Consider the following 11,619-nt stretch of genomic DNA (forward strand, 5'->3'; position numbering starts at 1 on the left):
TTTATGACAAGTATCAATATTAACCAACAAAACCGGAGCTAAAATGAACAAAAAACAACTAGTAGCAAAGCTTTCTGGCTCATTAAACTTGAGCAAAGCAGATGCTGAGCGAACTTTTGATACAATTACCAACACTATTTTAGATGCACTAAAAGGTGATGATTCAGTGAAAATCGCTGGATTTGGTACGTACAAAGTAGCTAAAAGAAAAGCTAGAGTTGGAAGAAACCCTAGAACTGGTGAGCAGATTCAAATCGCTGCTTCTCAGAAGGTAAAATTCTTACCAGCAAAAGCTTTAAAAGAAGTATTCAATAAATAATATTTTTTTAACAGCCCTAAACGATTGTAAAAACACGTTTAGGGCTGTTACTATATGCAAAAACTGCATACCCAATTTTCCTAATCAGCGTTAGTTTTTAAATTTTTTAAATTTATAAACCACCACTTTAACAAGTGGAGGTCTTATGACTAAAATAATAAAGAGAATATCTGCACCATTACTAAGTTTAGTATTTTTGCTAAGCATGAGTAGTGCAGGTATGGCAGAGACAACTGTTTCTGCTGAAGTGGGGTTTATATTTAACACTCTACTATTTTTAATTTGTGGTTTCCTTGTCATGTTCATGGCAGCAGGTTTTGCAATGTTAGAATCTGGAATGGTAACTTCAAGAAGTGTTTCAGTAATTTGTGCAAAGAATATTGGTTTGTACGCAATTGCTGGAATTATGTTTTGGCTAGTTGGTTACAACTTAGCTTATGGTATTCCAGAAGGCGGATACATTGGATCATTTACACCATGGTCAGATGCTAGTGCAATTGACACTGGTTATTCAGATGGTTCAGACTGGTTCTTCCAAATGGTATTCTGTGCAACAACAGTTTCAATTTGTTCAGGTGCTATGGCTGAAAGAATCAAGTTATGGCCGTTCTTCTTATTTGCAGCTATCTTAGCTGGAATTATTTATCCAATCGTAATGGGTTGGCAGTGGGGTGGAGGCTGGTTAGCAGAACTAGGCTTCTCTGATTTCGCTGGTTCAACTTTAGTACACTCAACTGGTGGTGCAGCTGCTTTAGCAGGTATCATGTTGTTAGGTGCTAGAAGTGGAAGATTTGACAGTAAAGGTCAACCAAAAGCGTTACAACCTTTTGCTGCGTCTTCAATTCCATTAGTAACAATAGGTGTATTCATCCTATGGTTAGGTTGGTTTGGATTTAACGGTGGTTCACAATTAGCATTAGGTACTTTTGATGATGCAGTTGCGATCTCATCAATCTTTATCAATACAAATCTTGCAGCTTGTGGTGGAGTAATGGCCGCTGGTATCATTACAAGATTAATGTACGGTAAAACAGATGTAATTCAAATGTTAAACGGAGCAATCGGTGGTCTAGTAGCAATCACTGCAGAACCATTAGCACCATCTCCATTTGCAGCAATTTTAATTGGAGCTGTTGGTGGATTAATCGTAGTGTTTGGAACTAAATTATTATTTAGCTTTAAACTTGATGATGTTGTAGGTGCAATCCCAGCTCACTTATTTGCTGGAATTTGGGGAACACTTGCAGTGCCATTAACAAACGCTGATGCATCGTTCAGTGCACAATTAATTGGTGTGCTTTCAATTAACATTTTTGTGTTTGCTGTGTCTTACATCATATGGTCAATAATGAAAGGTACGTTTGGAATCAGATTAAGTAAAGAAGCTGAAACTAAAGGTACAGACGTTACTGAAACAGGTGTAATTGCTTACGCAATACGTGACTAATTGCATGCAATATAGAGGCTCTTCGATCTCCATGTCGTTATCTCATTGAAGAGCCTCTAAACAAAGAATTAACTTAAAATCTCTCTTCTAGTTAGTTAATAGCCAAAGGCCCCAGAAATGGGGCCTTTCTTTTACACATATGCTTATTTCTCATAACTCTTTTGACCTATCAGCAGTACTTAAAATTTAAATGTTTATTAAAACGACATGATCAAAAAAAGGAGAGATAATGATTAATCATTTAAAAAAAATATCATTAAGCTTATTAATATTTCTAAGCTTTACTAATTTAGCTTCAGCAGAAACAACAATGTCAGCTGAAGGACAATATATTTTCAATTCCCTAGGATTTTATCTTGGTGGTGTTTTAGTTGCATTTATGGCAGCAGGTTTCTGTATGCTTGAGAGTGGATTGGTGACAACTAAAAGTGTTTCAACAATTGCAGCAAAGAATATTGGTAAATTTGCAATTTGTTCGTTAATATTTTTTTTCTGTGGTTACAATTTAGCATACGGAATTCCTGAAGGTGGATTTATTGGTTCATTTTCAATGTGGAGTGATGCTTCTGAACTTTCAACAGGTTATTCAGATTATTCAGATTGGTTCTTTCAAACAATGTTTGTATGTGCAACTGCATCAATTGTGTCTGGCGCTGTAGCTGAAAGAATTAAAATTTGGCCATTCTTCATTTTTGCAGCAATCATGGCTGGAATAATTTATCCAATTTCAATGGGTTGGCAGTGGGGTGGAGGTTGGTTAGCAACCTCAGGTTTTTCTGATTTTGCTGGTTCAACTTTAGTTCATGCTTGTGGTGGAGCTGCTGCTTTAGCAGGTGTAATATTATTAGGTGCTAGAGAAGGAAGATTTTCAAAATCTGGTGAAACAAAATCTTTAGTTCCTTTTGCAGCCTCTTCAATACCATTAGTAACACTTGGAACTTTCTTATTATGGTTTGGTTGGTTTGGATTTAATGGATTTAGTCAACTTGCAATGGGAACTTTTGATGATGTAAATGCAATTAGTAAAATTGCAGTTAACACTCACTTGGCAGGAGCAGCTGGAACTGTGATGGCAGCAGTGGTTACAAGATTGCTTGGTGGTAAAACTGATATTGTAATGATGCTTAATGGAGCATTAGCAGGATTAGTTGCTATTACTGCAGAACCTTTAACTCCAAGTCCTTTATTAGCAATTTTAATTGGAGCTCTTGGATCATTAATTATGTACTTTGGTACTAAATTTTTAGAAAGTAAAAAAATTGATGATGTTGTAGGTGCAATTCCAGTTCATTTATTTGCTGGTATATTTGGAACTTTAGTTGTTCCAATGAGTAATCCAGATACAAATTTTGGAACACAGTTAACTGGTGTGATTGCAGTATGTTTATTTAGTTTCATACTTTCATACATTGTCTTTAGAGTTCTAAAGGCGACTATTGGTCTTAGAATTAGTGCTCAAGCTGAAAAACTTGGAACTGATGTTGCTGAGGTTGGTGTAAAAGCTTACGCTATCAGGGACTAAAATATCTCTCTATATATAACAATAAAAGGCTCCTTAGAAATAAGGAGCCCTTTTTTTATTATTTTGAAATGTCTTTTAAAGTTTCTAGGACTTCTTTGGCGTGATCTTTTACTTTAACGTTTTCCCAAATTTTTAAAATTTTACCTTTTTTATCAATTAAAAAAGTTGTTCTGTTTATTCCCATAAATTCACGTCCCATAAATTTTTTCTTACCCCAGACTTTGTATTTTTTTAATACTTTAATCTCTTCATCTGCGAGTAAATCAAATTTGATTTTATATTTATCTCTAAATTTATCGTGACTTTTTAAGCTATCTTTTGAAATCCCATATACTTCACACTCTAGCTTTTTAAATTTAGCTAACAATTTATTGAAGTCATTAGTTTCAATTGTACATCCAGGTGTATCATCTTTTGGGTAAAAGTATAGAACAACATATTTACCAATTGAATCTTTAAGAGAATAATTTTTATTGTTAGTTGATGGTAGTTTAAAAATTGGTGCTTTAGTATTTTCTTTAATCATGTGTTTTATTTTCCTCCCAAAGTTTTTTATAATCTATAAATGGCGACAACCCATAACTTGAATTAATGTTAGTTAAATGTAGTGATAAACTCTTTATAGGAGAAATACAAATTTCTTTATTATAAATCTCATTAATATATTTTTCAAAAGGATCATGCCTATCTAGACAATTTTGATTAAAATTATCCCAATATTTTTTCAATAAACTTGCAGATGTCATAAAAGTACAAAGTGTCTTGTCCACAGTTCTCCAATGACGTTTGTTACCAATTAAAATATTAGTTTTTTCATTGGTCATATAAAGGTAAGGATAGTCAGATGGACACATAAAAATATCTTTGTTAATCTGAGATGCGATTCTTTCGTAAGAAGAAATCATTTCTTCGAGCATAGTTTCAAAATGCAGGTAATCATCTTCTAAAAAAAATATTAAATCTTCTCCTCTTTCTTTACCAATCTCAAAGCTTTGAAGTAAGCTTGCTAGGTTTGCAAATGTTTCTTTATTTTTCTGTTTTGAGATTTTATTTTCATATTTTGAGTAGTCTAAGTTTATTATGTCTATATTTTCTCCATTAAAAATATCTTTTATTTGCTGAATTTTATCTTTTGTTGAATTGTCATCAATAATAATTGTTTTAACTTTTAATGATTTGTATTTGTTGTTTAAAAATTTAATTGATTTAATTAGTGAATTTAAAGATCTCTTACAATATTCAATTTTTGGAAATTCAAATAATCTTCTTCGATTTTGATCCCAGATTTCTACATCAGTGTTCATTCTAAAAATTATTAGTACAGATTGTACTTTTCTTGTTATCTTAACTTCACCTAATGGTAAAATTATTGATTTTTGATTTAAAGTAGAAAGCTCTTCATTCAAAACTTTATTTAGTGTTGGAGACGAAAAAGAGTTTTGATCTATAATTTCAAAACCTAATAATTTGCAAATTTTTATAAAAATTTTTTTCATAATATGATATAAGATTATAATAATATGATTTTTAAATCATCACAAACTCCAGTAAAACAAAGTCTATGGAAATTTCAACTATAAGTGCTGATCAAGCTTATCAAATGGTTCAAGAAAACAAATGTAATCTAATTGATATTAGAGAATTAAATGAATTAGAACTTACAGGGAGAGTTGAAGGAGCTAACCATATACCTATGGGGAATTTAGAAACTCTTCTTGATCCTAATAGTGATGTTTTTAAGAATGGTCAAATTGATAAAAATAAAGAAGTAGTTTTGTTTTGTGCCGGTGGAGTTAGATCTGAAATGTCAGTAAAGTCCTTAACTAAAAAAGGTTTCAAAAACATTTCTCACATTGAAGGTGGTTTTGGATCTATCATTAATAGTAGTTTTAAAATAGTTTAAATATTTTTAATTTCATCTAGAGCGTATTCTAGACGGTCTTGACCCCAAAAAATTTTATTATTTACTATAAAAGTTGGAGCACCAAAAACCTCTTTTTCAAAAGCATCTTTAGTAAATTCTTGTAATTTATATTTAATGTCTTGGTTATTAATAGAATTAAAATAATCATTCTCATCAATTTTTAATTTTTTTAATAGTTGTTTAATAGTATCTTCATTAGATAAATCTAGGTCTTCTTTCCAATAAGCCTCAAAAAAACTATTTAAGTACTCTTCTTTTTTATCATCCTTAACACAAAGATAACCTCTCATTATACTTAAAGAGTTGATTGGAAATCTAGAATTCCATTTGAAACTTATGTTATTTTTTTTTGCAACAACCTCACAATCATTTTGCATATTTTTCATTTTATATTTGTTAAAAGCAGGAGCAGTAATACCTGCTAAGTTGTGAAGACCACCTAACAATATTGGCTTTAATTTAAAATCAACATTGTTAATTTTTAAAATTTTTTTATATGCGATGTAAGCGTAAGGGCTAATAATATCGAAGTAAAAATCTATATGATCACTCATATAGATTTAGTCTTTTGGCGTAAAATATTCTAATTATCCAATAAATAAATAATCCTATAGGTCCAATCAGGTATGTAATTATTAAAGGGACTGACATTAATACTTTATTTACATAGTATTTTTGAGAGTCTTTAACCATCCATCCACCAACAAATAAATTTATAGCTACAAAATGAGTCCAGAAAAGAGTTAGGTATAGATTATCTTCAAACAGTCGAGATAACTCAACTAAACCAAGATACAAACTAAAATTAGCATCGAAGTCATAACCAACGATGAAAGATCTATATAAAATGTAAATATAAACCCCACTTAATAATAGAAATGGAAATATAGTAGTTACCACATACCTACTTAAGTGTGACTGGGGAAAAACTATTAAGATGAACCAAAAGGGTATAACTCCTAAATTGATCCACATATAAAGCACATCAATTGTGAAGTAGTTATAAATTTGTTCGATCATATTTATATTATATAAAATCTAACGATGATTCCTATAAGAAATAAAAGAAAAACACTTCAAGTTACTGTTGATGAAATGAGGAATTTTGCGTTTGCCTATGTTGAAAAATATGCACCTTCAAAACAACAACTTAAAACATATTTATTAAAAAAATACATGAAACTCTCTGCAACAGACTCTAGAAAAAAAGATATAAACAAATTAATTGATATTGTTCTATCTGATCTAGAAAAAAATAAATTTATCAATGATCAATTTTATTCAGAAAGCAAAGCAAAGAGTATGATCCAAAGAGGAAATTCCATAAATAAAATTAGAAATTATTTAATGGGCAAAGGAATTGATGATGGTTTTATTAAGGATGCAATTGAGAAAATAAAAGAGGATAATTCTGATCAGGATTTCTTTTCAGCAATAAAATTGTGTAAAAAAAAGAGAATAGGACCAGCAAGAGCAGAAGATAATAGAACTTTGTTTTATAAAAAAGATATTTCTTTACTAGCAAGAAATGGATTTGATTTTGAAACATCCAAAAAAGTGATGGATATTGATAAAAATGAATATGAAAAGATAATTAAATTACTTTAATTTTCTTTTTTTCTGTTCGTCTACAAGGTGATTTATTTTGTTTCTAATATAATTTTTAACAAAAACAAAAACTAGTAATCCAAAAATTGAGACTGATACTATTATAATTAAAATAATTCTTAATTGCTCATCCATTAAATTATATTTTTACTTTTCAAAATTAAACTTGGATTTTTTAAATCTTTCTTACCATATAAAATTTCATTACCATCAAAGTCTCTCACAGATCCTCCTGCATTTTCTAAAATTGCATGTCCTGCAGCAATATCCCACTCGTAAGCTCGAGGTTCAGCAACATAACCATCAAACTCACATGCAGCAACAACACAAAATTTTAAAGAACTTTTCATTCTAGTATGTTTCTTAACACCCAATTCATCATAAATTTTTTGTATCTCAGGTTTAATTTTATTGCTGTAAGAAATGAAATTAAGTGGCTTTGTTCTTTTAGATGGTAACTCAGAAAGGTTTATTGTTTTTTCATTAGTAAACTCAAAAGATTTACCTTTCTCATATGAATAAAACATTCTTTTTTTAGCAGGTGCATTTATTAACCCTGCAACAGGTTTATTGTTAATAATTAAACCTGCATTAATAGTAAATTCTTCTAAATTATTTATGTAATCATAGGTTCCATCTATAGGGTCCACCAACCAAAAATCTTTTAATTTAGAATTATCTTTGTTTTCAGAAGTTTCTTCTGAAATAATTGGAATGTTAGGTGTTATTTTGGATACTTGAGAAGATATAAAATTATTTACTTCAATATCACCATTACTAACTGGAGTATTGTCAGATTTAATTTCTTTGCTTAATCCTTTTTCTCTTAGTTGAATGGACAAGTCCCCCGCTGATAAAAAAGTATCAACTAAATCTTCAATGATTTTTTGTAAGTCCATCTTTTATTTACCTATTTTTTTTAATTCTATATTTTTTGCATTTATCACTTTTTTACCTGCATTTTCAAAATTAACAGTAACCTTATCTTTTATAATTGATTGTACTTGTCCAATGCCCCATTCTTTTTTCTCAGGATTAGTGACTTTGTCACCTGGTTCATAATCTAAAATCATTTAATTTAACTTATATTGTAAATAAGTATAAATACCACCTAATGAATAAAGAATTAAACTCTATCGGATTTAACAAAAAACCTGAAGACACAACGGTTGTAGTTGCAATGTCTGGTGGGGTAGACTCGTCAACTGTAGCAGGAATTATGAAAAACGAAGGTTATAAAGTTATAGGTATTACTCTTAAACTTTATGACGACGGAAAAGAAGTAGCTCAATCTAAACAGTGTTGTTCAGGTCAAGATATTATGGATGCAAAACGTGTTGCTCATAAATTAGGTATTGAACATAAAATTTTATACTATCAAGATAAATTCAAGCAAGGAGTAATAGATAATTTTGTTGATAGTTATTTAAAAGGTGAAACTCCAATTCCATGTGTTCAATGTAATCAAACAGTAAAGTTTAAAGATTTATTTGAAGTTTCAAAAGAACTTAAAGCAGACGCACTAGTTACGGGGCATTATGTAAAAAATATTACATCAAAGAACACCAATAATATGTATAGAGCAATTGATGAAAATAGAGATCAAAGTTATTTTTTATTTAACACAACAAGAGAGCAGCTAGATTATTTAAGATTTCCATTAGGTGGAATGTTAAAAGATAAAACAAGAGAAATTGCTAAAGAGTTGGATTTAAATGTAGCAGATAAACCAGATAGTCAGGATATTTGTTTTGTACCTAATGGAGATTATGCATCAGTAATTAGAAAATTTAGACCAGACTCTTTTCAAAAAGGGAATATTAAAAATTTAGATGGAAAAGTAATCGGTGTTCATGATGGTATTATTAATTTTACAATTGGACAAAGAAAGGGAATTAAGGTTTCAGATAAAGAAGCTTTATATGTTTTAAAAATAAATTCAGATAAAAATGAAATTGTGGTAGGACCTAAAGAAAAACTTGGAAAAAAAGAAATATCTTTAAAAGATTTAAACTTATTAACTGACAAAAAAGACCTTGATCAAAATATATTTGTAAAAGTTAGATCAACAGGTAGTCTTCTTGAGGCAAAAGTAGATTTAAAAGATAATAATACTGCAAATGTTCATCTATTAAATCCTGAGGATGGAATATCTCCAGGACAGGCATGCGTATTCTATAGCAAAGACCAATATGGTCATAGAGTTCTTGGTGGTGGATGGATTAAAGAATAAAGAATTACTTCTTCTTATTTTTTCTTTTTGCTCTTCTCTTTTTGGAGCCTTGTTTTCTTCGACCCCTATGTTTCTTCGGATAACTCATTTAGTCCTATTTATTAATTTATTGACGTTTTTTACGGGATATAGCATTGTCTTTTAAACATATCAAATTTTATTATGAGTAATTCTTTTAAAACATTTTTAAAACATACGGCAAAAGACTTTCATAATCAGTCTGTTAATCCACCAATTGTGCGTGCTTCAACGATTATTTTTAAATCGATGCAAGATATTAGAAAAACCCAAGAGAAAGCTAAAAAAAATCCTACTGGCGGACATTTTGATTATGGAAGACAAGGAACATCAACGACTCATATATTACAACAAATTTTATCTAAACTAGAGGAAAGTTACTTTACTTTTTTAACACCTACTGGGTTTGGATCTGTATTTCTTGCAATTTTTAGTGTGACAAGACCTGGTGATGAAATAATTGTTGCTGATACAGTTTACAGCCCAACAAGATTGCTAACAGAAGATTTTTTAAAAGAATTTAAAATCAAAACAACTTTTTACAATCCTCATGATCTTAAGACATTAGAAAAAGCTATTACAAAAAAAACTAAATTAATTTTTGTAGAAAACCCAGGAAGCAATACATTTGATTTTCAAGATTTAGGTAAAATTATTTCAATTGCAAAAAAGCATAAAATTTTAACAGCAATTGATAACACATGGGGAACTCCATATTTTTTAAAACCTATTAAACTTGGTTTTGATATGGCAATTGTTTCAGCAACAAAATATTACTCAGGTCATTCTGATGTAATGGGTGGAAGCCTAGCAGTAAATAAAAAAGTTTTTCCAAAAGTTAAAGCAGCAGAAAGAATTACAGGTTTAAGATTAGGACCTGATGATGCTTATTTGATTACAAGGGGATTAAGAACTTTAGACGTTAGATTGGATAGGCACAGAGAAAATGCAAAAAAAGTAGCAGAATTTTTATCTAAATTTAAAAATATAAAATTGCTATATCCATACAAAAAAGACTCTTACAATTTTAGAATGTGGAAGAAATATTATTCAGGTGCTTCAGGTTTAATGGGCTTAAGAATTAAAGCCAAAAGTGAAAAGGCAGTTGTTAAATTTGTAAATAATTTAAAATTATTTGGACACGGTTACAGTTGGGGAGGGTTTGAAAGTTTAGCATTACATCAAAATGTAAGAGAACAAGGAAATAGAAGTTATCTTAAATTAGCAAAAAACGAGTATATTGTTAGATTGCATATTGGTTTAGAAGATCCAAGCGACCTTATCGCTGATATTAAGCAGGCCCTAAAACACCTAAAATAATAAATGGCCTCAGAAAAGTTTATTAGAAACAAAACAGCTTTAATTACATTATTGGCAGCATGTTTTGTAGTTTTAGTTTCTTTGGGAGTAAGACAAACCTTTGGATTGTTTTTTTCAGACTTTAAAAATGATTTAAATATTTCCCTTACTGAATCTGGATTGTCAATTGGTCTACAAATGTTGATGTGGGGATTAACAGGACCTATTTTTGGAGCAATAGCAGATAAGTATGGTGGCCATAAAGCTATTATGTTGGCTTTTATATTTTATATTTTAGGAATTTATTTTTTGTATGCTGGTCCAAATACTAATCTCTATTTTCAGCTGGATATGGGTATATTAATCGGAATTGGATTGGGTGGTACTGCTATTAGCATTCCAATGTCTGTTGTAGGAAAACATTTTCCACTATCTAATAGAACAATTGCGATGAGTATAGTCACGGCAGTTGGTTCATTTGGCTACTTTGTTTCACCAATTTTTACAAATCTATCTTTAAATAACAATGGATGGGAAACTACTCTTTTGTGGTTTTTATTATTTTTGATTATGGGATTAATTATTTCTTTTTTTGTTAGATCACCATCTAGTGATCAGATTTTAGAAAAACCAAATGATCAAAGTACCTCACAAGCATTAAATGAAGCCTTTAAAAATAAAAGTTATATATTGTTAGTACTAGGTTTTTTTGTATGTGGATTTCACATTACTTTGGTTGGAACGCATGTCCCAACATATGTTATAGATAGAGGATTAGAAAGTTGGACTGCAGCAGCAATCTTATCTTTAATAGGATTATTTAATATTTTTGGATCATTATTTAGCGGATATCTATCAACTAAAATGAGTAAGAAAATTATTTTGAGTGCGATTTATGCGCTGAGGGGTTTCTCAATAATATTCTTTATATTTCTTCCACCTAGTACACTTAATGCATTTATATTTGGAGCAAGTTTTGGTTTTTTATGGTTATCAACCGTTCCAGCCACAAGCGGTATTGTTGCTCATATTTTTGGAACAAAATTTTTAGGTTTATTGTATGGAATAGTATTTTTAAGTCATCAAATAGGATCTTTTTTTGGTGCTTATCTAGGAGGCTTATTTTATGATCTATATGGATCTTATGATTATGCTTGGTATTTAGCAATTATGTTATCAGTGTTTGCAGCAATTGTTCATTTACCTATTAAAGAAGAGCCAGTATTAAGATTAAGAACAGAATAAAAAA

Annotated in this window: 14 protein-coding genes; 8 read left to right on the forward strand and 6 right to left on the reverse strand. The window is 30.1% G+C overall.

Features of this window, described 5'->3' with window-relative positions; all coding sequences use genetic code 11:
* The first annotated feature begins 43 nt into the window (after positions 1-43).
* The 3 genes from ACTTBO_RS04100 (at position 44) to ACTTBO_RS04110 (ending at position 3,288) form a co-directional block, all read left to right on the forward strand.
* On the forward strand, positions 44-319 hold the full coding sequence (locus ACTTBO_RS04100; protein ID WP_440656527.1) for an HU family DNA-binding protein: 276 nt from the start codon (positions 44-46) through the stop codon (positions 317-319).
* Between the two features lie 145 nt (positions 320-464).
* The gene (locus tag ACTTBO_RS04105; protein WP_440656528.1) at positions 465-1,766 is read left to right on the forward strand and encodes an ammonium transporter; all 1,302 of its coding nucleotides are present in this window, start codon (positions 465-467) and stop codon (positions 1,764-1,766) included.
* A gap of 229 nt (positions 1,767-1,995) precedes the next feature.
* A complete protein-coding gene (locus tag ACTTBO_RS04110) occupies positions 1,996-3,288 on the forward strand; it encodes an ammonium transporter (protein WP_440656529.1) in 1,293 nt (430 codons plus the stop codon).
* Between the two features lie 58 nt (positions 3,289-3,346).
* On the opposite strand, the gene bcp is transcribed toward ACTTBO_RS04110, so the two are convergent.
* Together bcp and ACTTBO_RS04120 are read right to left on the reverse strand one after the other, a co-directional pair.
* Positions 3,347-3,814, reverse strand: coding sequence for a thioredoxin-dependent thiol peroxidase (gene bcp / locus ACTTBO_RS04115; RefSeq protein WP_440656530.1), 468 nt, complete (start codon positions 3,812-3,814; stop codon positions 3,347-3,349).
* On the reverse strand, positions 3,807-4,784 hold the full coding sequence (locus tag ACTTBO_RS04120; protein ID WP_440656531.1) for a glycosyltransferase family 2 protein: 978 nt from the start codon (positions 4,782-4,784) through the stop codon (positions 3,807-3,809). Before ACTTBO_RS04120 ends, bcp begins: the two co-directional genes overlap by 8 nt.
* Before the next feature lie 65 nt (positions 4,785-4,849).
* On the opposite strand from ACTTBO_RS04120, the gene ACTTBO_RS04125 reads away from it, so the two are divergent.
* Positions 4,850-5,191 (forward strand): rhodanese-like domain-containing protein, encoded by a 342-nt coding sequence (locus tag ACTTBO_RS04125; RefSeq protein ID WP_440656532.1) that lies wholly within the window; start codon positions 4,850-4,852, stop codon positions 5,189-5,191.
* Here the strand turns inward: ACTTBO_RS04125 and ACTTBO_RS04130 are convergent.
* Together ACTTBO_RS04130 and ACTTBO_RS04135 are read right to left on the reverse strand one after the other, a co-directional pair.
* Positions 5,188-5,766 (reverse strand): 2-hydroxychromene-2-carboxylate isomerase, encoded by a 579-nt coding sequence (locus ACTTBO_RS04130; RefSeq protein WP_440656533.1) that lies wholly within the window; start codon positions 5,764-5,766, stop codon positions 5,188-5,190. The two genes, ACTTBO_RS04125 and ACTTBO_RS04130, sit on opposite strands and share 4 nt — an antisense overlap.
* Positions 5,759-6,232, reverse strand: coding sequence for an ABA4-like family protein (locus ACTTBO_RS04135; RefSeq protein ID WP_440654372.1), 474 nt, complete (start codon positions 6,230-6,232; stop codon positions 5,759-5,761). The genes ACTTBO_RS04130 and ACTTBO_RS04135 overlap by 8 nt, the downstream gene beginning before the upstream one ends.
* 24 nt (positions 6,233-6,256) lie before the next feature.
* Here ACTTBO_RS04135 and ACTTBO_RS04140 point away from each other — a divergent pair, with 24 nt between their 5' ends.
* Complete coding sequence (locus tag ACTTBO_RS04140) at positions 6,257-6,820, forward strand: regulatory protein RecX (RefSeq protein WP_440656534.1); 564 nt, start codon at positions 6,257-6,259, stop codon at positions 6,818-6,820.
* A gap of 134 nt (positions 6,821-6,954) precedes the next feature.
* On the opposite strand, the gene ACTTBO_RS04145 is transcribed toward ACTTBO_RS04140, so the two are convergent.
* Positions 6,955-7,719, reverse strand: a complete 765-nt coding sequence (locus ACTTBO_RS04145) for a 3'(2'),5'-bisphosphate nucleotidase CysQ family protein (protein ID WP_440656535.1) — start codon at positions 7,717-7,719, stop codon at positions 6,955-6,957.
* A gap of 3 nt (positions 7,720-7,722) precedes the next feature.
* On the reverse strand, positions 7,723-7,893 hold the full coding sequence (locus ACTTBO_RS04150; RefSeq protein WP_428080254.1) for a DUF3553 domain-containing protein: 171 nt from the start codon (positions 7,891-7,893) through the stop codon (positions 7,723-7,725).
* A gap of 41 nt (positions 7,894-7,934) precedes the next feature.
* Here ACTTBO_RS04150 and mnmA point away from each other — a divergent pair, with 41 nt between their 5' ends.
* The 3 genes from mnmA to ACTTBO_RS04165 all read left to right on the forward strand — a co-directional run bounded on the left by mnmA (position 7,935) and on the right by ACTTBO_RS04165 (position 11,615).
* Positions 7,935-9,053 carry a tRNA 2-thiouridine(34) synthase MnmA gene (gene mnmA / locus ACTTBO_RS04155; protein ID WP_440656536.1) on the forward strand — a complete coding sequence of 373 codons (1,119 nt, stop codon included), beginning with the start codon at positions 7,935-7,937 and terminating at the stop codon, positions 9,051-9,053.
* A 162-nt stretch (positions 9,054-9,215) separates the two neighbouring features.
* The gene (locus ACTTBO_RS04160) at positions 9,216-10,391 is read left to right on the forward strand and encodes a trans-sulfuration enzyme family protein (protein ID WP_440656537.1); all 1,176 of its coding nucleotides are present in this window, start codon (positions 9,216-9,218) and stop codon (positions 10,389-10,391) included.
* Positions 10,392-10,394: 3 nt separating this feature from the next.
* Positions 10,395-11,615 (forward strand): MFS transporter, encoded by a 1,221-nt coding sequence (locus ACTTBO_RS04165; protein ID WP_440656538.1) that lies wholly within the window; start codon positions 10,395-10,397, stop codon positions 11,613-11,615.
* Positions 11,616-11,619 lie beyond the last annotated feature (4 nt).

It is taken from the genome of Candidatus Pelagibacter sp. HIMB1509 (assembly GCF_052047855.1).
Lineage (GTDB): Bacteria > Pseudomonadota > Alphaproteobacteria > Pelagibacterales > Pelagibacteraceae > Pelagibacter.

What these genes read in the sequence shown, in the direction of transcription:
- mnmA (WP_440656536.1), top strand. Translation starts at nt 7,935, where the DNA reads ATGAATAAAGAATTAAACTCTATCGGATTTAACAAAAAACCTGAAGAC.
- ACTTBO_RS04100 (WP_440656527.1), top strand. Translation starts at nt 44, where the DNA reads ATGAACAAAAAACAACTAGTAGCAAAGCTTTCTGGCTCATTAAACTTG.
- ACTTBO_RS04140 (WP_440656534.1), top strand. Translation starts at nt 6,257, where the DNA reads ATGATTCCTATAAGAAATAAAAGAAAAACACTTCAAGTTACTGTTGAT.
- ACTTBO_RS04105 (WP_440656528.1), top strand. Translation starts at nt 465, where the DNA reads ATGACTAAAATAATAAAGAGAATATCTGCACCATTACTAAGTTTAGTA.
- ACTTBO_RS04165 (WP_440656538.1), top strand. Translation starts at nt 10,395, where the DNA reads ATGGCCTCAGAAAAGTTTATTAGAAACAAAACAGCTTTAATTACATTA.
- ACTTBO_RS04135 (WP_440654372.1), bottom strand. Translation starts at nt 6,232, where the DNA reads ATGATCGAACAAATTTATAACTACTTCACAATTGATGTGCTTTATATG.
- ACTTBO_RS04130 (WP_440656533.1), bottom strand. Translation starts at nt 5,766, where the DNA reads ATGAGTGATCATATAGATTTTTACTTCGATATTATTAGCCCTTACGCT.
- bcp (WP_440656530.1), bottom strand. Translation starts at nt 3,814, where the DNA reads ATGATTAAAGAAAATACTAAAGCACCAATTTTTAAACTACCATCAACT.
- ACTTBO_RS04110 (WP_440656529.1), top strand. Translation starts at nt 1,996, where the DNA reads ATGATTAATCATTTAAAAAAAATATCATTAAGCTTATTAATATTTCTA.
- ACTTBO_RS04120 (WP_440656531.1), bottom strand. Translation starts at nt 4,784, where the DNA reads ATGAAAAAAATTTTTATAAAAATTTGCAAATTATTAGGTTTTGAAATT.
- ACTTBO_RS04160 (WP_440656537.1), top strand. Translation starts at nt 9,216, where the DNA reads ATGAGTAATTCTTTTAAAACATTTTTAAAACATACGGCAAAAGACTTT.
- ACTTBO_RS04150 (WP_428080254.1), bottom strand. Translation starts at nt 7,893, where the DNA reads ATGATTTTAGATTATGAACCAGGTGACAAAGTCACTAATCCTGAGAAA.
- ACTTBO_RS04125 (WP_440656532.1), top strand. Translation starts at nt 4,850, where the DNA reads ATGGAAATTTCAACTATAAGTGCTGATCAAGCTTATCAAATGGTTCAA.
- ACTTBO_RS04145 (WP_440656535.1), bottom strand. Translation starts at nt 7,719, where the DNA reads ATGGACTTACAAAAAATCATTGAAGATTTAGTTGATACTTTTTTATCA.